Source organism: Streptomyces diastatochromogenes (genome assembly GCF_002242805.1).
In the GTDB taxonomy this organism is placed as follows: Bacteria; Actinomycetota; Actinomycetes; order Streptomycetales; family Streptomycetaceae; genus Streptomyces; species Streptomyces diastatochromogenes.
In genome coordinates, this window is record NZ_MCGQ01000023.1 from 57,013 (window position 1) to 74,318 (window position 17,306).

Genomic DNA, 17,306 nt, shown 5'->3' on the forward strand with positions numbered 1-17,306 from the left:
GACGGGTCGGTGCCTGGGGTCGGTGCCGGGGGTCGGTGTCCGCTGGACGTCAGTGTCCGCCGGACGCTCGCTGCCGGCTCAGTACGGCGACCCGCCGGTACAACTCCACGGCCTCGGCGCCGCGGCCGAGCTGTTCCAGGCAGTGGGCCTCGTCGTTGCGGCTGGCGAGGGTGTCGGGGTGATCGGGGCCGAGGACGTGCTCGCGGGCCGCGGCAACCCGCCGGTACTCGGTGAGCGCGTCGGTCCAGCGGCCGAGCCAGCCCAGGGCGACGGCGACCTCGCGGCGGCTGACCAGGGTGTCGGGGTGGTCGGCGCCGAGGACGCGTTCGCGCAGCGCGCACACGTCGCGGGCCTCGGCGAGGGCCTCCTCCCAGCGGTCGAGGCGGCCGAGGTTGACGCCCAGGCCGTGGCGGGCGCGCAGGGTCTCGGGGTGGGTGGCGCCCTGGACGCGGGTGCGGTCCTCGATCAGGTCGCGGTAGAGGCGCAGGGCGTCCGCGCTGCGGCCGAGCCGGCCGAGGCTGATGCCGGCCTCGTAGCGGGCGGCGAGGGTGTCCGGGTGGTCGGGGCCGAGGGTGCGGGAGCGGGCCTCGGCGACCTCGCGGTAGGTGTGCAGCGCCTCCTCCCAGCGGCCCAACTGGCCGAGTGCGTAGGCGACTTCATACCGGGTGACCAGGGTGTCGGGGTGCTCGGGCCCGAGCACCCGGGCGCGGGCGGCGGCCACGTCGAGGGCCATGCGGTACGAGTCCTCGAGACGGCCGAGCCGGCTGAGGTTGAAGGCGAGGTTGTGGCGGCAGCGCAGGGTGTCGGGATGGTCGGGGCTCATGACGCTCATCCGGGCGGCCAGCACCGAGGTGTAGCCCTGGTGGGCCTCGAAGTGGCGGCCCAACTGGCCCAGTACGTAGGCCGTTTCCTGGCGGGCGGCGAGCGTGTCGGGGTGCTCGGGGCCGAGGACGCGCGCCCGGGCCGCGGCGACGTCGGTGTAGGCGCGCAGCGCGTCGGCGGCCCGGCCGGTGCGGCTGAGGGTGAAGGCGGCCTCGTAGCGGCTGGAAAGGGCGTCGGGGTGGTCGGGGCCGAGGAGTGCCGCCCGTTCGGCGGCGACGGCCAGGTGCACGTCGCGTGCCTCGGCCCAGCGGCCGCGCCGGGCCAGGCCGAGGCCTTCGTGGTGGCGTGCGGTGAGGTCGGCGACGGCGTCCGGCGCCGGCCGGGCGAGGAGGGCTGCCCGGGCCCCGGCGGTCCAGGCGCCGCTCAGGGCCGCGCCGGGGTCCGGCGGGACGCTGCGCAGCCCGGCCCCGACCGCCTTGTGGCCGGTGGTCATGCCCCGGGTCCACGACGGCAGACGTGTCTCGGGCGGGGCCGTCTCGCCGGCGCGGGGCCGTGCCGTCACGGCCGTCGGCACGTACGAGGGTGTCGTACGCCCGGCGGCCAGGCGGCGCCCCAACTCGCGGGCGTCGTGGGGCCGTTCCCCGGGCTGCTTGGCCAGCAGGTCGAGGACGATCCGCTCGAAGGGGGCGGGCAGTTCGGGGCGGTGGACGCGGGGCGGGCGGGGCGGGGTGTCGCGGTGGCCGATGAGGATCGCCCAGGCGTCGTCCAGGTCGAACGGCGGTGCCCCGGTGGCGATCTCGTACAGGACGCAGCCCAGTGAGTACAGGTCGCTGCGCTGGTCGACCTCGGTGCCGCCGATCTGTTCCGGGGACATGTAGTGCGGGGTGCCCATCGCGATGCCGGTGCCGGTGAGCCGGGCGGTGAAGCCGATGTCATGGCCGAGGCGGGCTATGCCGAAGTCGCAGATCTTCACGGTGCCGTCGGTCAGGCGCACGATGTTGGCGGGCTTCAGGTCGCGGTGCACGATGCCCTGCCGGTGGGTGTAGGCGAGGGCGGCGGCGACCTGTTCCGCGATGTCGATCACGTCGTCCACGGGCAGCGGATGCCCCTTGTTGTCCTCCAGGAGCCGGCTCAGGTCGCGTCCCTCCAGCAGCTCCATGACGAGGTAGAGGACGCCGTCGTACTCGCCGAAGTCGTGGACGACGGTCACGCCGCGGTGCGAGAGCGCGGCGGCCACTCTGGCCTCCCGGCGGAACCGCTCCCGCAGGACGCGGGTGAGCGGCGGGTCGTGCTGCGGGCCGAGCGGCTTCAGACACTTCACCGCGACCTGCCGCCCCAGGGACTCGTCGCGGGCCCGCCACACTTCGCCCATCCCGCCCCGCCCGATCAGGTCGAGCAGCCGGTAACGGCCCTGGATCAGCCTGTTCTCCCCCATTGCGCGCCGTCGCCCCCGTCGCTGTCCGCCCGCCCCCTGGGGGACATCGCCACGGCGCCGCGACCGCGTGGAACGCGGCCCGAACCATGACACACCCCCTGCTCGTCCAGTATGGCGGCCTATCGCCCCAGTTTGTACGGTGCCGGTCGGGCCTGCGGGCCGAGCCTCGCCATGGCCCGCAGGATGTGTTTGGGCGGCAGCTGCCAGCGCAGACGTGCGGGAACGCACCGCAGCAGGGCGCCCGTGAGCCGCAGCCGGCGGGTGATGACGGCGGGTCGGGGAGCCGGTCTGCCGTACAACTCGTGGGCGTACGGGGGCAGGGAGGCGTAAGCCAGGTGCGCCACGCGCCGCCACAGCACCTCGCGCGCCGGGACGAGGAGGGGATGCGTCGGCGGGCGGAGGAGGAAGTCGTCCACCTCGCGTGCCTCGGGTCCCGCGGCCAGTTCCGGCCGCACCTTCTCGAAGTACGCGGCCATCTCGGCCCGGTCGGCCGGTACGGCGTCCGGGTCGAGGCCCACCAGGCGGGCGCTGACGCGGTGTTCGGCGATGTACCGGTCGGCCTGGGCGTCGGTGAGCGGGTAACCGGAGCGGCGCAGAACGTGCACGTACGAGTCGATCTCCGCACAGTGCACCCACAGCAGCAGTTCGGGTTCGTCCACGCCGTACCGCTCCCCGGTGTCCGGATCGCTCGCCCGGAGCATGCTGTGGATCTTCCGTACCCGGGCACCGGCCCGCTCGGCCGCCTCGCCGGTGCCGTAGGTCGTGGTGCCGACGAAGTTGGCGGTGCGCATCAGCCGGCCCCAGGCGTCCCGCCGGAAGTCGGAGTTCTGCATGACTCCGCGCACGGCGCGCGGGTGCAGCGCCTGGAGGTACAGCGCGCGGACGCCCGCGACCCACATCATCGGGTCGCCGTGCATCTGCCAGGTCACCGAGGAGGGGCCGAACAGCCCCGGGTCGGCATCGGTCATGGGGTCACCTCCGCCCTGCGACCACGATGCCACGGCCGCGGGGCGAGCGATACCGCCGGTCACAGGCTCTCGGCCCATCGCCGATCGGCGTCCGGTGCGGCTTCGGCAGACGTTCGACGCGGCGGAAACACCGAGCGCATCGCGACTGCTGGTAAATCCAGCAAATTTCCAGGACATACAAGTAAATTTCCGTCCACCGCTTCGAGATGTCACCGGCAGACGGGGGCAAAGGATGAGCACGGACGGCCGCGTCGCGGTGACGACCGGGATCGCACGGCTGCACGCGTCGCCCGGACTTGCCGGGCCCGGCCGGCTCGGGCTGGTGACCAACCACACCGGCGTCCTCCCCGACCTGCGCCCGGCCCCTTCCGCACTGCTCGACGCAGGCGCGCGGCTGGTCGCCCTGTTCGGTCCCGAGCACGGGCTGCACGGGACCGCCCAGGCCGGAGAGAGCGAGGGGGCTCAGGCGGACCCCGCCACCGGCCTGCCGGTCCACGACACTTACCGGTGCGGCGGCGAGCGCCTCGACGAGCTGCTGCTCGACAGCGGCGTCGACGCCCTGGTCTACGACCTGCAGGACATCGGGGCCAGGTTCTACACCTATGTGTGGACCATGTTCGACCTGATGGTCTCGGCGGCCCGTACGGGCGTACGGTTCGTGGTCGCCGACCGGCCGAACCCCCTCGGTGGACTGGTCAGCGAGGGCCCGCTGCTCGACCCGGCGTGGGCCAGCTTCGTCGGGCGCGCCCCGATACCCGTCCGGCACGGCCTCACCTGCGGCGAACTCGCCCGGCATCTCAACGCCTCGGTCGTTCCCCAAGTGGCGGGCAGCAAAGCCGACTTGACGGTGATCGAAGCGGTCGGCTGGCGGCGCGCCATGGACGCGGAGGCCACCGGCCTGCCGTGGGTCGCGCCCTCGCCGAACGTCCCGACGCCGACCACGGCCACCGTCTACCCCGGCACCTGCCTGTTCGAGGGGACGAACCTCTCCGAGGGCCGTGGGACCACACAGCCCTTCGAGATCGTCGGGGCCCCCTACATCGACGCGCGGTTCGCGCCCGCGCTCGCCGAACTCGCCCTGCCCGGAGTGCACTTCCGTGATCTGCGGTACGTACCGACCTTCCACAAACATGCCGGACGACCGCTGCGCGGGGTCCAGCTCCACCTCACCGACCGCGAGGCGTTCGCTCCGGTACGGACCGCCGTCGCGATGCTCGCCACGCTACGGCGGCTGTACCCGGACGACTTCGCCTGGCGCACCACGGACGGCGGGGCGGAGGGGACCGGCCACCGTCACTTCATCGACCTGCTGTGGGGGTCCGACCGCCTGCGGCGGGCCGTCGACGCGGGCGACGACCCGCTGCCGCTCTGCGACCCACCGGCACCGCCCGCCCGGTGGGCCGGTGACGACGTGCTGCTCTACCCCTGAGACCCCTGAGACCCCTGAGACCTCCTGCCCGACCGGGCCGAGACCGTCGGGCAGCTCCGCGCCACGGGCGACGTACGACACCGTCCGCGGCCCGCGTATGGAAGGACAACCCCGTCGATGACCGATCGCACGATGAAATCCCAGGCCGAGAGGGCCGGGATGCGTGGATTTCGCGCGGGCGACGGCCCGCGGTTGCTGGAGACGTGGCGCCGGAGTGCGCCGACCGACGCCATCAGCCCGGACCGCTTCCGCTCCCTGGTGCTGCTCGACGCCAACTTCGATCCGGAGGGGCTCAGGGTCGCCGTCGACGGCGACCGTGTCGTCGGCGCCGCCTACGCGGTGCGCCGTCTGACGCCGATGACCGGCACCGATCTGGAGCCGGAGCAGGGCTGGATCCCGTTCTTCTTCGTCGACCCGGCCGCCCGCGGGCGCGGCCTCGGCCGCCGGCTGCTGACCGACGCCCTCGACTGGCTGCACGGCCACGGCCGCACCCGGGTGGACTTCTCCTCGTACACCCCGAACTACGTCCTCCCCGGCCTGGACGCCGAGGCGTACCCCGAAGCGGCCGGGCTCCTCGAGTCCCTGGGCTTTCGCACGCTGTACGAGGCGGCGGCGATGGACCGGGGCCTGGTCGGCTATCGCATGCCGGAGGAGGTCGCGCGCCGCCTGGACGAACTGACGGCGCAGGGCTACCGGTTCGCCACCCCGTACGACGACGACCTGGTGGACCTGTTCGCGCTCGCCGGGAGCCACTTCGGCCCGGACTGGGCGTGCACGATCCGGCAGTGTCTGGCCGCGGGGACGCCGCTCGACCGGATCGTCGTCGCCCGGGACCCGTCGGGCCGTCTGGTCGGCTGGGCGATGCACGGCACCTTCGACGCGGTGGACGAGCGGTTCGGGCCGTTCGGCGTGCTGGAGGAGATGCGCGGCACCGGACTCGGCAAGGTCCTGCTCCACCTGGTCCTGGAGCGGATGCGGGCACGCCGTGCGCACTCCGCGTGGTTCCTGTGGACCGGCGAGCAGTCCCCGGCGGGCCATCTGTACCGCAAGAACGGTTTCGCCACGACCCGGGTGTTCCGTGTGATGCGCCGTGAGGCCGCCCGATGACACCGGCCCGCCGCACCGCCGGCCTGAGCCGCCGTCACTTCGCGCTCGCGCTCCCCTCGGCGCTGCTCGCCTCCGGATGCGCCGCGCCGCACCAGGGCATCGGGCGGCCCGGGGATCCGATCGTCCTCACCCTGCTCTCCCACTACGCGAGCGGGGAGCTCAAGGAGGCCCTGCAGGGCCCGGTCAATGAATGGAACGCCACGCACGACCTGGTAAAGGTGCGGACGAAAGCGGTCGAGTTCACGGACCTGCTGACCACGTTGATGGTCCGACAGGCCGCGGGCCAGGGCGCCGACATCGTCCACCCGTACTGCCTGTGGAACGGCCAGCTCGTCCGGGCCGGCGTCCTGCGGCCCGCTCCGCCCGAGCACGCCGAGGAGATCACGCGCGGCTACGGCAAGGCCGCGGTCGGCTCCGCGTCGGTCGGGGGCAAGGTCTACGGCTACCCCACCGAGGTACAGACGTACGCCCTCTACTACAACAAGCGGCTGCTGCGCGAGGCCGGCGTCGACGGCCCTCCGCGCACCTGGCGGGAGCTGGAGGAGACGGCCTACCGCACCACCAGGCGGGACCAGTACGGCAACACGCTGGTCCAGGGGTTCGGTCTTTCGACGTACGACGACTCCACCACCGTCGGCCAGACCCTCGCCCTGCTCAACGCCGCCGGCGGAACCTTCGTCTCCACGGACGGCAGGACCACCGCCATCGACTCGCCGGCCGGCCGGGCCGTGTTCGATCTGGAGCACCACCTCGTCGCCAAGGGTGCGAGCGCCCCCGGCGTCAACGTCTACCAGGCGTTCCCGTCCGGGCAGGTGGCCATGGTGGTCAGCGCCGGGTGGTGGACCACGAGCCTGAAGACGCTGATGGGCAAGGCCTACCGCGATGTCGGCGTCGCGCCCGTGCCCGTCCCCGAGGCGCACGGCAAGCGCGCCACGCTCTCCACCGGCTTCATGCTGGGCGTCAACGCAGCGTGCCGGCACCCGCGCGAGGCCTGGGAGTTCCTGCGCTGGCTCAACACCGACAGGGTGGGCGTGAAGGGTGCGACAGCGACCCGGATGAGCGCCTTGCAGGTGTCGGTCGGCTCCCTGACCGGCCGCGCCGACGACATGCGGACGCTCCTGGGCCGTGGCGGCGATCCGAACCTGCGCCCGTTCCTGGACGCGCTGGCGTACGCGGTACCGGAACCGAACGTGCCGGGCGCGCAGCAGGCCAAATCGCTGCTGCGCAAGAACATCGAGGCGCTGTGGACCGGTCAGCAGTCGGTCGACGAGGCCCTGCGCACCACCCGCCGTCAGGTCGACCAGGAGGTGTCGCACTCATGGTGAACGCCACCCTGGCACCGGAGACGACCGAGCGGGCGGCGCACGACGACCCCGCCGTCGGCATCCGCGGCCGCGATCGGCACCGGCGCCGCCAGGTGGCCGTCGCCTACCTCTTCCTGGCTCCGACGCTGCTGTTCTTCGCGGTCTTCCTGGTCCTGCCGCTCGGCTTCGCACTGCTGCTGTCGATGTCCCGCTGGTCCGGGTTCGCCCTCGGCGACATCGATCCGGTCGGCCTGGACAACTTCACCGGCCTCTTCGCGGACGGATCGACGTTCCTGGCGCCGATCCTCACCAACACGCTGCTGTTCGCCCTGGGCACCGTGGCCCTCGCGCTCGCCGGCTCCGTGCTCGTCGCCACCTGCATCGACAAGCTGCGGTTCCAGGGGCTGTGGCGCACCCTGTACTTCCTGCCGATCGTCACGACCGTCGTCGCCGTCGGCAACGTGTGGAAGTACATGTACGAGCCGGGCGGCCTGGTCAACGGCGTCCTCAACGCCCTCGGTCTCGGCTCGGTGGCGTTCCTGGCGGACCCGGACACCGCGCTGCCCTCGGTCGTGGTCGTACAGGCCTGGGCCTCGGTGGGCTCGGCGATCCTCGTCCTCACCGCCGGGCTGAAGTCCGTTCCCGAGTCGTACTACGAGGCCGCCGCGCTCGACGGCGCCGGGCCGGTCACCGTCTTCTTCAGGATCACCCTGCCGCTGCTGCGGCCGTCCCTGCTGTTCGTGTGCGTCACCCAGTTCCTCACCGGCCTGCAGTCGTTCGCGCTGATCAGCGTGATGACCAAGGGCGGGCCGGGTGACGCGACCAATGTGGCCGCGCTGGAGATGTACCGGCAGGCCTTCTCGTACGGCGACTGGGGCACCGCGAGCGCCGCCGCCTTCGTGCTGTTCATGGTGGTCCTCGTGGTCACCCTGGCGCAGTTGTGGTTCTTCCGGCGCAAGGGGGAGGACGCGTGATCCGCCGCCGTTTCCCGTGGTTCTCGTATCTGCTGGTCGCCACCGGCGCCGTGCTCACGGTGGTGCCGTTCCTCGACATGGTGATGACGTCCTTCAAGGGGCCCGGCGAGGCGGGCACGCTGCCGTACCGGTTCCTGCCCGAGGCGTTCGACCTGGCCAACTACCGGGCGGCGATCCACCAGCTCGATCTCCCGGTCCTGTTCCGCAACAGCGTCATCGCCACCGCCGTGATCACCGGATCGGTGCTGCTCACGTCGTCCCTCGCCGGCTACGCGCTCGCCAAACTCCGCTTCCCCGGCCGGGACTTCATCTTCCGCCTCGTGCTGTCGACGATGATGTTCCCGCCGTTCCTCTTCTTCATCCCGCACTTCCTGATCCTGGTGCACTGGCCGCTGGCGGGCGGCAACGACCTGTTCGGGCGCGGCGGCGCGGGCCTGACCGTCAGCATCGTGGCGCTCGCCATGCCGTTCCTCGTCAACGGCTTCGGGATCTTCCTGATGCGCCAGTTCATGGTCGCGATCCCGGACGAGGTCCTGGAGGCCGCGCGCATCGACGGGGCGGGCGAGTTCGCCGTGTGGTGGCGGATCGTCGTCCCGCAGACCAAGCCGGTCCTGGTGACGCTCGGGCTGCTGACCTTCGTCGACGCCTGGAACGAGTACATCTGGGCGCTGCTCGTCTCGACCGCCGACCCGGACGTGATGACCCTGCCCGTCGGCATCCAGCTCCTGCAGGACTACGTCGACCCGACCCGGACGATGCCCATCGTCATGGCCGGCCTCGTCCTGAGCATCCTGCCGGTCCTGATCCTCTTCCTGCTGCTGCAGAAGCACTACATCCGGGGGGTCATGCTCAGCGGGCTCAAGTAGCCGTGGGTTGCGGTACGCCTGGTTCAGTTATGTACTGATTGGTACAAAACGGGCGGAAAGGCAGTCCAGCTCATCGCAAGGAGCCGAGTCCGATGCTCGCCATTCACCTCACGCGATTCGGGGAGCCGGAGCAGAGCCTGAAGGTCGTGGACGTTCCCGAGCCTCCGGCTCCTGCCGCCGGGCAGGCACTGATCCAGGTCGAGTACGCCCCGCTCGACCACCACGACCTGCTCCTGGCGCAGGGCATCTATCCGGTCCGCCCCGAGCTGCCCAGCGTCATCGGCAACGAGGGAGCCGGCACGGTGCTGGCCGTCGGACCGGACGTCACCCAGGTCCGTCCCGGCGACACGGTCCTGCTCCCCTTCGGCACCTTCGCCTGGGCCGAACAGGTGCTGGCGGAGGCCGCGAAACTGACCGTCGTGGACCGGTCGATCGGCCTCGATCAGGCGGCGATGCTCCGCATCAATCCCACCACCGGCGGGCTGCTGGTGGAGTCGCGTGACCTTCCGGCCGGCTCATGGGTGGTGCAGAACGCCGCGAACAGTGGGGTCGGCCGGTCCGTCATCGCCTTCGCCCGAGAGCGCGGGCTTCGCACGATCAACATCGTCCGCCGCGAGGAGGCCGTCGGAGAGCTCGAGGAACTCGGCGCCGACCTCGTGCTGGTCGGGTCCCCCACCCTGGCCACGCGCGTGCGCGCGGTCATCGGCGACGATCCGGTGCCGCTGGGGCTGGACGGCGTCAGCGGACACGCCACCTCGCTGCTTCTGGACGTGCTGACCGAAGGCGCCCTCCTCGTGATCTACGGGTACATGAGCGGTGAGCCCTTCACTCCCGACCAGAACGTGCTGAAGGCGAAGAACATCACCACGACGGAGTTCTGGATGTACCAGGACGCGTACCTGCCCCGCCATGCGGCCCTGGGTGCGGAGTCGGCACGGCTGGTCGCGGAGGGAAGGCTCACGTTGCCCTCGGCCCCCGTCTACAAGGCCGACGACTTCGCCGAGGCCCTCGCGTACCTGCGGAAGAACGGCAAGGTCCTCCTGGACTTCAACCCTCACCGAACGTAGGCGTTATTTACCGTCCGGTACAAATCGGCTGCACACGATCAGGGAAGATCACCATGAGCACACACCGCACCCTTGGGGTAATCGGCGCCGGAGAGGTGGGCCGGGCGATCGCCGACAAGGCCGTCCGTCATGGCCATGAGGTACTCATCGGCAACAGCCGTGGCCCCGAGACGCTCGAAGCCGTCGTGCGCGGGCTGGGACCGAAGGCACGCGCCGTGACGGCCGAGGAGGCGGCGAAGCCGGAACTCGTCTTCCTCTCGGTGCCGTTTCCCGTCGTCCCGCGACTGACGGGCCTCACCACGTGGTCCGGGAAGATCGTCGTGGACACGACGAATCAGTTCGCGACGGCCAACCCCTACCAGGGCCGGTACGACGTCGGTGACCTCACGGGCAGCGAGTGGGTGGCCGGCCACCTTCCCGGCGCCCGGGTCGTGAAGGCGCTGAACACCCTGTTCGCCGCGTCCATCGCCGCGGACCCGCGGCGCGCCGAAGGACGGCTCGTGGCTTTCTACGCGGGCGACGACGCGGAGGCCAAGGCAGCCGTGGCCGGCTTGCTGGACGAGTTCGGATTCGCCGCCCTGGACCTTGGCGGTCTTCGTGCGGGCGGGCGGCTGATGCAGCTGGACGGCGCACTCAGCGCGAAGCACCTGTTGCTGCAGGATGTCGGCTGACGCCCCGGCCGCCGAGCCCCACACCCCAGCGCGCCGGAGGAGAATCATGAACCGTCGTGTCGTCCACACCCGTGGCGGGCCGCCCGCCGACGCCCTGACCGTCGTTCAGGACCCGGAGCCTGCACCGCCCGAGCGCGGCCAGGTCCTCATCCGCACCACGGCCTTCCCGGTGCACCCCGGTGATCTCCAGGCTGTGGAGGCCTACCCGGGGACAGCCGCGACACCGCTTCCGGTCGGCGTGGAGGCCACCGGCGTGGTGGAGGCGATCGGCCCGGGAACACACGTCGCGCCCGGTGTCGCGCTCGGCGGCCGGGCAACAGTCTTCCCTCAGCCGGGGGCGTGGTCCCAGTGGATCGTGGCGGACGCCGACGTGGTCGTGGCCGTACCGGAGGAGCTGTCGGACGAGGTCGCCGCGCAGATGCTGGTGAACCCGCTCACCACCGTGATGCTGCGCCGTGAGGCGGAGGAGCACCTGGCCCTCGGGTACGACGGTGTACTGGTGCAGACCGCCGCGGGCTCATCGGTCGGGCGGCTGCTGACGGGCGTGTCGCAGGCGCACAACCTGGCCCTGGTCAACGTCGTCCGCAGCGGATCCGGCGCGGCCGAGCTGCGCAGGCGATTCCCGGCCGTGCCGGTCGTGGCGACAGAGCGTCCGGGCTGGACCGACGAGGTCCGCGCGGCAGCCGACGGCCGCCCCGTGAGCGTCGCCCTCGACCCGATCGGTGGGAAGCTGACGGAGAGCCTTCTCGCCCTGTTGGCGCCGGGCGGGAAGCTGGTCGGTTACGGGCAGATCGCCGAGGAACCGATCTCGGTGCACGCGTCGACGCTGCTGCACAAGTCGCTGACGCTGCGAGGGAAGAACATCGGCCGGTGGCTGTCCGAGGCCTCCGCCGAGCGGCGGGCATCCGACGTCGCCGCCGCGAAGCTGATCGCGCTGACGCTCAAGGACCAGTTCGACGTGGCCGCCACGTACGGCCTCGACGAGCTGCGCGCCGCCGTCGAGCACGCGGTGCGGCCCGGCAAGGTCGGCACCGTCCTCGTCCGCCCCTGGTAGCAGCGGGCGGCCGGGAACACCGATGATCAGGCCCCGGTCGAGGACGTGGCTCCCGCAGCGCGGTCGTCCGTCGCAACGCGCGGAAGGAGCGCCAAGGCCTGCTCCGCGGCGCCGCCGACGACCTCCGGAGCGGCTCCCGCCTTGCCCAGGGCCTCCAGCCCCCGCAGCACGGCGAGCAGGAGGCCGGCCAAGCTGTCCGCATCCGCGTCGGCGGCCAGCGATCCTTCCGCTTGAGCTCGTACGATGCAGCCCCGCAGCGCGCTGTGCAGCCCGCGGACAACGGCGGCGGTTCGCTCGGCGACGCCCTCGTCGACGGACGACAGTTCCGCCGCGCTCCTGGCCATCATGCAGCCGCGCCGCTCCACGTCCCGGGTGATGTCTTCGGCGACGTCGCGTACATGCCGCTCCAGCAGGGGCAGGGCCGGGCCCGGACCACCCAGCGCTGTGCGCCAGGCTCCCAGTGCGTCGCTGTCGTAGCTGTCGAGAGCCCGCAGGAACAGGGCGCGCTTGCCCCCGAAGGCCGCGTACAGGCTTCCTCGCCCCAGGCCGGTCGCGGCGCTCAGGTCGTCGATGGAGGTGCCGTGGTACCCCACGGCCCAGAACTGGTCGCGGGCAGCCCGCACGGCCTCTTCTTCGTCGAACTGTCGAGGCCGGGCCATGGGGCAACTGTACGCCGCGTACAACGGCGGAGATCGCCCTCGGCGACCGCTCCGAGCGCGGACTCGAACCGGCGTCGCGGCGTGACACGTTCCGGACGGCGTGGTGGCATGAGGGCATGGAGTTGCGGGAGTTGCGGGCGTTCGTGGCGGTGGTGGAGGAGGGCGGGCTGTCCGCGGCCGCGCGGCGGCTGCACGTGAGTCAGCCGGCCCTGTCCCAGACGGTCGGCGGCCTTGAGCGGCAGCTGGGGGTGAGCCTGCTGGTGCGCGGCAGCACCGGGGTGCACGCCACCGAGGCGGGGACGGCGCTGCTGGGCGAGGCGCGCGCGGTGCTCGCCCGGCACGATCAGGCCCTGCGGGTGATGGCCGGGTACGCGGGCCCCGGTGGCGGGGCGCTGCGGATCGGCATCCCGCTGGAGTTGCCCGCCGGGCTGCTCGATCCCGCGTTGGCGGAGCTGGCCGTGGCGCACCCGGACACGCGGGTGCAGGCCCGGCACCTGTCCACGGCGGAACAGCTGGACGCGCTGCGGGCCGGTGAGCTGGACGTCGGTCTTCTGCGGGAGCGTCCGTCGGGGCCGGAGTTCGACGCGCTGCTCGTCGTACGGGAGAGGCTGGGTGTACTGCTGGCCGCGGACCAGGCGGCCGAGTTGACCGGTCCCGACGGTATCGCGCTCGACGCGCTCGGTGCCCTGCAGTGGGTCGGGTTCCCGCGCTCCGGCAGCCCCGCCTGGTACGACGAGCTGACCGCGATCCTGCGCGGCCACGGCCTCGATCTCGGTCCGGAGGCTCCGCAGGGGCAGGCGCTGATCGCGGACGTGAAGCTGGCGGCGGTGGCGTCCGGGCGGGCGTTCGCGCTGGCTCCGCCCGGTTGGCAGCAGCCGCTGCCGGACCGTGTGACCTGGTCGCCGCTGGTCGGGCATCCGCTGGTGCGGCGTACCTGGGCCGTGTGGCCGGCCGACTCGCGCCGCCGTGACCTGGGCCGTTTCATCGCCGCTCTCGACCGGTCGGCCGGCGGTTGAGCCCGCACCGCGTGGGCGCCGGGTGGGAGATGACCCGGCGCCCCCTCCTGCAGGCGGTGTGCGTCAGACGGCTGTACGGCCGCCGTCCACGGGCAGGATCGCGCCCTGCACGAAGCCGGCCGCGTCACTGGCCAGATAGGCGATCGCCTCGGCGATCTCCCGCGCCTCGGCGGGTCGTCCGGCGGGGGCCTGGGCGGCCAGGGCGTCGAGGTCCTCGCCCATGCCGGCCGTTCCCTCGGTACGGGTCGGACCGGGCTCCACGGCATTGACGCGCACCCCGCGCGGGCCGAACTCGGCGGCCCACGCCTTGGTCAGCAGGTTCAGCGCCGCCTTGCTCGACCCGTACAGCGCCAACCCGGCGATGCCGTACTCGGCGGCGATGGTGCTCACGTTGACGATCGCACCGTGCCCGCGTTCGGCCATCGCCGGGGCGAGTTCGGCCACCAGGTAGAACGGCGCCTTCACGTTCAGGTCGTAGACGGCGTCCACGTCGCCGGGCGTTGTCTGCGCCGTCGGGCCGCCGGGAAAGATGCCCGCGTTGTTGACGAGGATGTCCACCCGGCCCCCGCCCAGCTCCCCGGCCTCTCGGGCCAGCCGCCGCGCCGACTCCGCATCCCTCAGGTCGGCTGCCAGAAAGTCCGCCTTGCCGCCGCGCGAGCGGATGGCGGCGACCACCGACCCGCCGCGATCCACGTCGCGGCCCGTGACCAGCACATGGGCGCCCCGCTCGGCGAACAGCGCCGCCGTCGCGGCTCCGATTCCGCTGGTCGCTCCGGTCAGCAGGGCCACACGCCCGGTCAGATCCACAGAACCCATGAGGACCGTCCTTGGTATCGGGAAAGTGTGGGCCGACGGAATGCGGGCGCGCCGCGTCCGTCGTCCCGTCTCCTCGTCCGTGAGGTGACGGAATTCCCAAGCGCCCGGCTCGTCCACGGATTCCGCATCGGCCATAGGCGAATCCGATGCCCCCTATAAGGGGCCCAGGTGCTTCGATCTCAGCGTCGGTTTTCGGCGGCGGACTCCTCTTCGTGGGAGAGGCGGTGTGCCACGGCGAGCCCCCAGGGGACACCGAGGAGGAGGACTAGGGCGATGCCGAGGGCGAGGGGCGCCGGGCGTACGGCGCCGACGCCCACGCACACGGCGGCCACGGCCACGCAGGTGCGGGCCAGTGGCCGGTAGAGGGCGCGTTCCAGGCGCCAGACGTACAGGGAGGCCGCGAGCACCATCGTCGTGCAGAGCACGACGGCCGCGCCTCCGGAGAGCACCCAGGCCGTGGCGGCGGGGGTCCGGCCGGCGTGGGCGTGCTCGACGAGACCGACCATCGCGGCGCCCATGGCGGCCACCGCGGCCGTGAGGGGCAGGTGGGTGAGCATCCACTGAACGGTGCTCGCGCGCGTGGGCCTCGGCCGCCGGTGTCCGGCGAAGTCGAAGTACGTCCACCAGGCGCCGAAGCCGACCACGACGGCGACGAGTCCGACGGCGAGGGTGAGCGCGTTGGTCGGTTCGTGGGCCAGCCCGTCCACGACGCCGGTCACGGTTTCGCCGAGCACGATGATGATGAACAGCCCGAAGCGTTCGGTGAGCGCGTCGGTCACGGTGAGCGCGACCGCCTGCACCGGGGTGGCCGTGCCGATCATGACCGCGAACCCCGCCAGGTAGGCGACGGCCAGAAGGCCCCACGTCAGGACGCGCGCACCCGCGGGCAGGGCGGCGCTCGCGGCCAGGACGACCGCGCAGACGGCCGTACCGGTCACGAACATCCTGCTGGGTCGGCGGAATTCGGGGCTGTCACCGCGCGCGGCGAGCCGCCACAGCACCGCCAGCACCGCGAACAACACCCCGGCGTCCACCGCGAACGCGACTCCGCGGGCACCGCCCGCCTCCGGAATGAACGCGCCCAGCGGGACGAGCACGAGGATCTGCAGCAGGAACATGCTCCGGCCGCGGGCGTCCTCGTACCCGTGCAGCTCGTGGTGGAGGCTGCCGTTGAACCAGGCGATCCACACCAGTGCGAACACCACGGCGAACTCGCCGAGCCCGTGCCAGGTCAGGTGTGCGGCCAGGTGGTGGGCGGCCTGGGCGACCAGAACGACCACCACCAGGTCGTAGAACAGCTCGAGCGGCCCGACCACCCGCTCGCGCGGCTGCTCTCCATGGGCGCGCGGGGGCTGCCACAGCCGGCGACGCAGCCGGGCCCACTGCTCGTGTCGCGAGGTCATGCCGGCAGCGTCGGGGTCCAGCGGACGAGTTCCTCGGACACGGCCCACAGCCGGGCGGCGTTCTCCGGGTCCAGGGCGTACGGCGCGACGCCGGCGATGGCACCAGCCCGTTGGCTGACCGGCTCGGCCTGCGCGCAGTCCTCGAAGTAGCGGCCGGTGAGGCCCTCCACCCTCGGCGAGGCGGCCAGCAGCACCGAGGTCGCGGCACCCTGCTCGACGTTCTTCGCGGGTGGCAGGGCGAGTCCGGTCGTCTCGATGAAGCCGGCCAGTTGGTCCGGGTCCATGTGTCGGGCCAGGGACGTGTCGCCGACGTTGCCCGGCATGAGGGCGTTGGCGGTGATGCCGTCGTCAGCCCATCGCTCGGCGGCGCCGACGGCGAACAGGATGTTGGCGGTTTTCGACTGCCCGTAGGACGTCCAGGGGTCGTAGGGGCGGAAGCGGTAGTCCAGGTCGTCGAAGACGACCGGGGAGAAGAGGTGGCCGATGGAGCTCACCGAGACCACGCGCGCGCCGTTCGCCTCCGCGAGAGCCGGGCGCAGGCCGACGGCGAGCGCGAAGTGCCCGAGGTGGTTGACGGCGAACTGCATTTCCCGGCCGTCGGGGGTGCGGGTGAGTTCCGGAAGGGCCATGACCCCCGCATTGCAGACCAGGATGTGCAACGGGCCCGTCCAGCCGGCCACGAACGCCGCGACGGTGGACCGGTCGGCGAGGTCGAGCTGTGTCACCGTCAACTTGCCTGAGCCTGGCGGCAGTTCGGCCTCGATGTCGGCTGCCATGCGTGCGCCGGCGGTGGTGTTCCGCACGGCCAGGGTGACGTCGGCGCCGGCCGCCGCCAGCGCCCGGGCCGTCTCCACTCCGATTCCGGAACTGGCTCCGGTCACCACGGCCCGGCGGCCGTGCAGGTCCACGCCGTCGATCACCTCGGCGGCGGTGGTGTTCGCCCCGAACGGGGAGGGCGTCTCAGGCACGGACATGAGAGGGGTCTCCTGACTTGACTGACTTGAGTGACTCTTGGCTGACGTGAGTGACGTGAGCGGCCTTTACGGCCGGGTCAGCGGGTGGTCGACGAGCCGTCGACGGGAGTCCACGCGTGTGCGTCTCCCACCGAGGTGACACGACCGAAGACGAACTCGACGACGCCGTCGAGCGGCTTGAGCACCGCCTCGGCGTCGGGTCCGCCCATGGCCGCCGTCCTCGCAGACCAGTACTGCCACTCGTCCTCCGCCATGAGATGGCGTGCCCGGGCGAAGGTGAGGCCGGTGGGAGCGTGCGCGGCGGGCGCGTTCGGGAGCGGCGCGACGTCGCTGGTCCAGCCGACGTGATCGAGGTGCAGATGGGTGTACACGACCGTGTCGATGTCGTCGGCGGACAGGCCTTCCTCGGCGAGGTTCCGGAGCAGCGCACCGCCCTTGAGGTGAGCGACGCCGGGTACGTCGACGTCGATCTTCCCTACGGCCAGGTCCACGAGAATCCGCTGGTCACCGGCGTGTATCAGGAAGGATCCGAACGACAGGAGGAGCTGCCCGTCCTCGAGATGGCCGGGGCGCCTCGTCCAGTCCACGCCGGGGAACAGGACGTCGGGAGTATGTGCGCCGAAGCCGTCGGGGAGATAGGTGATCGTCGTCGCGCCGATGGTGATCCGGGACCGTTCGGCCGGCTGAGGCATGGGGGCGTCCTTTCGAGACGCTGGGGGTGGGGGGTGTGCGCGGGGCCTC

The 17,306-nt window shown here is 72.1% G+C and carries 16 protein-coding genes; 9 read left to right on the forward strand and 7 right to left on the reverse strand.

Features of this window, described 5'->3' with window-relative positions; genetic code table 11:
* Positions 1–49 precede the first annotated feature (49 nt).
* Positions 50–2,257 carry a serine/threonine-protein kinase gene (locus tag BEK98_RS26545; RefSeq protein ID WP_094219190.1) on the reverse strand — a complete coding sequence of 736 codons (2,208 nt, stop codon included), beginning with the start codon at positions 2,255–2,257 and terminating at the stop codon, positions 50–52.
* Between the two features lie 119 nt (positions 2,258–2,376).
* A complete protein-coding gene (locus BEK98_RS26550) occupies positions 2,377–3,225 on the reverse strand; it encodes an oxygenase MpaB family protein (RefSeq protein WP_094219191.1) in 849 nt (282 codons plus the stop codon).
* A 232-nt stretch (positions 3,226–3,457) separates the two neighbouring features.
* On the opposite strand from BEK98_RS26550, the gene BEK98_RS26555 reads away from it, so the two are divergent.
* From BEK98_RS26555 to BEK98_RS26590, 8 genes are all read left to right on the forward strand, one after another.
* Complete coding sequence (locus tag BEK98_RS26555) at positions 3,458–4,654, forward strand: exo-beta-N-acetylmuramidase NamZ family protein (protein WP_094219192.1); 1,197 nt, start codon at positions 3,458–3,460, stop codon at positions 4,652–4,654.
* 117 nt (positions 4,655–4,771) lie between these two features.
* Positions 4,772–5,761 (forward strand): GNAT family N-acetyltransferase, encoded by a 990-nt coding sequence (locus BEK98_RS26560; RefSeq protein WP_208643233.1) that lies wholly within the window; start codon positions 4,772–4,774, stop codon positions 5,759–5,761.
* Positions 5,758–7,086, forward strand: a complete 1,329-nt coding sequence (locus tag BEK98_RS26565; protein ID WP_208643234.1) for an ABC transporter substrate-binding protein — start codon at positions 5,758–5,760, stop codon at positions 7,084–7,086. Before BEK98_RS26560 ends, BEK98_RS26565 begins: the two co-directional genes overlap by 4 nt.
* Positions 7,080–8,039, forward strand: a complete 960-nt coding sequence (locus BEK98_RS26570; protein ID WP_094219193.1) for a carbohydrate ABC transporter permease — start codon at positions 7,080–7,082, stop codon at positions 8,037–8,039. The genes BEK98_RS26565 and BEK98_RS26570 overlap by 7 nt, the downstream gene beginning before the upstream one ends.
* The gene (locus BEK98_RS26575) at positions 8,036–8,905 is read left to right on the forward strand and encodes a carbohydrate ABC transporter permease (RefSeq protein WP_094219194.1); all 870 of its coding nucleotides are present in this window, start codon (positions 8,036–8,038) and stop codon (positions 8,903–8,905) included. The genes BEK98_RS26570 and BEK98_RS26575 overlap by 4 nt, the downstream gene beginning before the upstream one ends.
* Positions 8,906–8,997: 92 nt before the next feature.
* On the forward strand, positions 8,998–9,972 hold the full coding sequence (locus tag BEK98_RS26580; RefSeq protein ID WP_094219195.1) for a zinc-dependent alcohol dehydrogenase family protein: 975 nt from the start codon (positions 8,998–9,000) through the stop codon (positions 9,970–9,972).
* Between the two features lie 53 nt (positions 9,973–10,025).
* Positions 10,026–10,643 carry an NADPH-dependent F420 reductase gene (locus BEK98_RS26585; protein WP_094219196.1) on the forward strand — a complete coding sequence of 206 codons (618 nt, stop codon included), beginning with the start codon at positions 10,026–10,028 and terminating at the stop codon, positions 10,641–10,643.
* Positions 10,644–10,689: 46 nt separating this feature from the next.
* On the forward strand, positions 10,690–11,697 hold the full coding sequence (locus BEK98_RS26590; protein WP_094219197.1) for a zinc-binding dehydrogenase: 1,008 nt from the start codon (positions 10,690–10,692) through the stop codon (positions 11,695–11,697).
* Between the two features lie 26 nt (positions 11,698–11,723).
* Here BEK98_RS26590 and BEK98_RS26595 read toward each other — a convergent pair whose 3' ends face one another.
* Positions 11,724–12,356: a TetR/AcrR family transcriptional regulator gene (locus tag BEK98_RS26595; protein WP_094219198.1), complete on the reverse strand. Its 633-nt coding sequence runs from the start codon at positions 12,354–12,356 to the stop codon at positions 11,724–11,726.
* A gap of 116 nt (positions 12,357–12,472) precedes the next feature.
* Between BEK98_RS26595 and BEK98_RS26600 the strand changes: the two genes are divergently transcribed.
* Positions 12,473–13,372 carry a LysR family transcriptional regulator gene (locus BEK98_RS26600; RefSeq protein ID WP_094219199.1) on the forward strand — a complete coding sequence of 300 codons (900 nt, stop codon included), beginning with the start codon at positions 12,473–12,475 and terminating at the stop codon, positions 13,370–13,372.
* A gap of 63 nt (positions 13,373–13,435) precedes the next feature.
* On the opposite strand, the gene BEK98_RS26605 is transcribed toward BEK98_RS26600, so the two are convergent.
* From BEK98_RS26605 to BEK98_RS26620, 4 genes are all read right to left on the reverse strand, one after another.
* The gene (locus BEK98_RS26605) at positions 13,436–14,188 is read right to left on the reverse strand and encodes an SDR family NAD(P)-dependent oxidoreductase (protein WP_094219200.1); all 753 of its coding nucleotides are present in this window, start codon (positions 14,186–14,188) and stop codon (positions 13,436–13,438) included.
* Between the two features lie 179 nt (positions 14,189–14,367).
* Positions 14,368–15,591 (reverse strand): low temperature requirement protein A, encoded by a 1,224-nt coding sequence (locus BEK98_RS26610; protein WP_094219201.1) that lies wholly within the window; start codon positions 15,589–15,591, stop codon positions 14,368–14,370.
* Positions 15,588–16,565, reverse strand: coding sequence for an SDR family NAD(P)-dependent oxidoreductase (locus tag BEK98_RS26615; RefSeq protein ID WP_094219202.1), 978 nt, complete (start codon positions 16,563–16,565; stop codon positions 15,588–15,590). Before BEK98_RS26615 ends, BEK98_RS26610 begins: the two co-directional genes overlap by 4 nt.
* A gap of 77 nt (positions 16,566–16,642) precedes the next feature.
* Positions 16,643–17,257 (reverse strand): MBL fold metallo-hydrolase, encoded by a 615-nt coding sequence (locus BEK98_RS26620; RefSeq protein ID WP_094219203.1) that lies wholly within the window; start codon positions 17,255–17,257, stop codon positions 16,643–16,645.
* Between the last annotated feature and the right edge of the window lie 49 nt (positions 17,258–17,306).

Coding starts and splice junctions, on each gene's coding strand:
- BEK98_RS26590 (WP_094219197.1), top strand. CDS start 10,690: ATGAACCGTCGTGTCGTCCACACCCGTGGCGGGCCGCCCGCCGACGCC.
- BEK98_RS26600 (WP_094219199.1), top strand. CDS start 12,473: ATGGAGTTGCGGGAGTTGCGGGCGTTCGTGGCGGTGGTGGAGGAGGGC.
- BEK98_RS26580 (WP_094219195.1), top strand. CDS start 8,998: ATGCTCGCCATTCACCTCACGCGATTCGGGGAGCCGGAGCAGAGCCTG.
- BEK98_RS26565 (WP_208643234.1), top strand. CDS start 5,758: ATGACACCGGCCCGCCGCACCGCCGGCCTGAGCCGCCGTCACTTCGCG.
- BEK98_RS26555 (WP_094219192.1), top strand. CDS start 3,458: ATGAGCACGGACGGCCGCGTCGCGGTGACGACCGGGATCGCACGGCTG.
- BEK98_RS26585 (WP_094219196.1), top strand. CDS start 10,026: ATGAGCACACACCGCACCCTTGGGGTAATCGGCGCCGGAGAGGTGGGC.
- BEK98_RS26545 (WP_094219190.1), bottom strand. CDS start 2,257: ATGGGGGAGAACAGGCTGATCCAGGGCCGTTACCGGCTGCTCGACCTG.
- BEK98_RS26605 (WP_094219200.1), bottom strand. CDS start 14,188: ATGGGTTCTGTGGATCTGACCGGGCGTGTGGCCCTGCTGACCGGAGCG.
- BEK98_RS26620 (WP_094219203.1), bottom strand. CDS start 17,257: ATGCCTCAGCCGGCCGAACGGTCCCGGATCACCATCGGCGCGACGACG.
- BEK98_RS26615 (WP_094219202.1), bottom strand. CDS start 16,565: ATGTCCGTGCCTGAGACGCCCTCCCCGTTCGGGGCGAACACCACCGCC.
- BEK98_RS26610 (WP_094219201.1), bottom strand. CDS start 15,591: ATGACCTCGCGACACGAGCAGTGGGCCCGGCTGCGTCGCCGGCTGTGG.
- BEK98_RS26570 (WP_094219193.1), top strand. CDS start 7,080: ATGGTGAACGCCACCCTGGCACCGGAGACGACCGAGCGGGCGGCGCAC.
- BEK98_RS26595 (WP_094219198.1), bottom strand. CDS start 12,356: ATGGCCCGGCCTCGACAGTTCGACGAAGAAGAGGCCGTGCGGGCTGCC.
- BEK98_RS26560 (WP_208643233.1), top strand. CDS start 4,772: ATGACCGATCGCACGATGAAATCCCAGGCCGAGAGGGCCGGGATGCGT.
- BEK98_RS26550 (WP_094219191.1), bottom strand. CDS start 3,225: ATGACCGATGCCGACCCGGGGCTGTTCGGCCCCTCCTCGGTGACCTGG.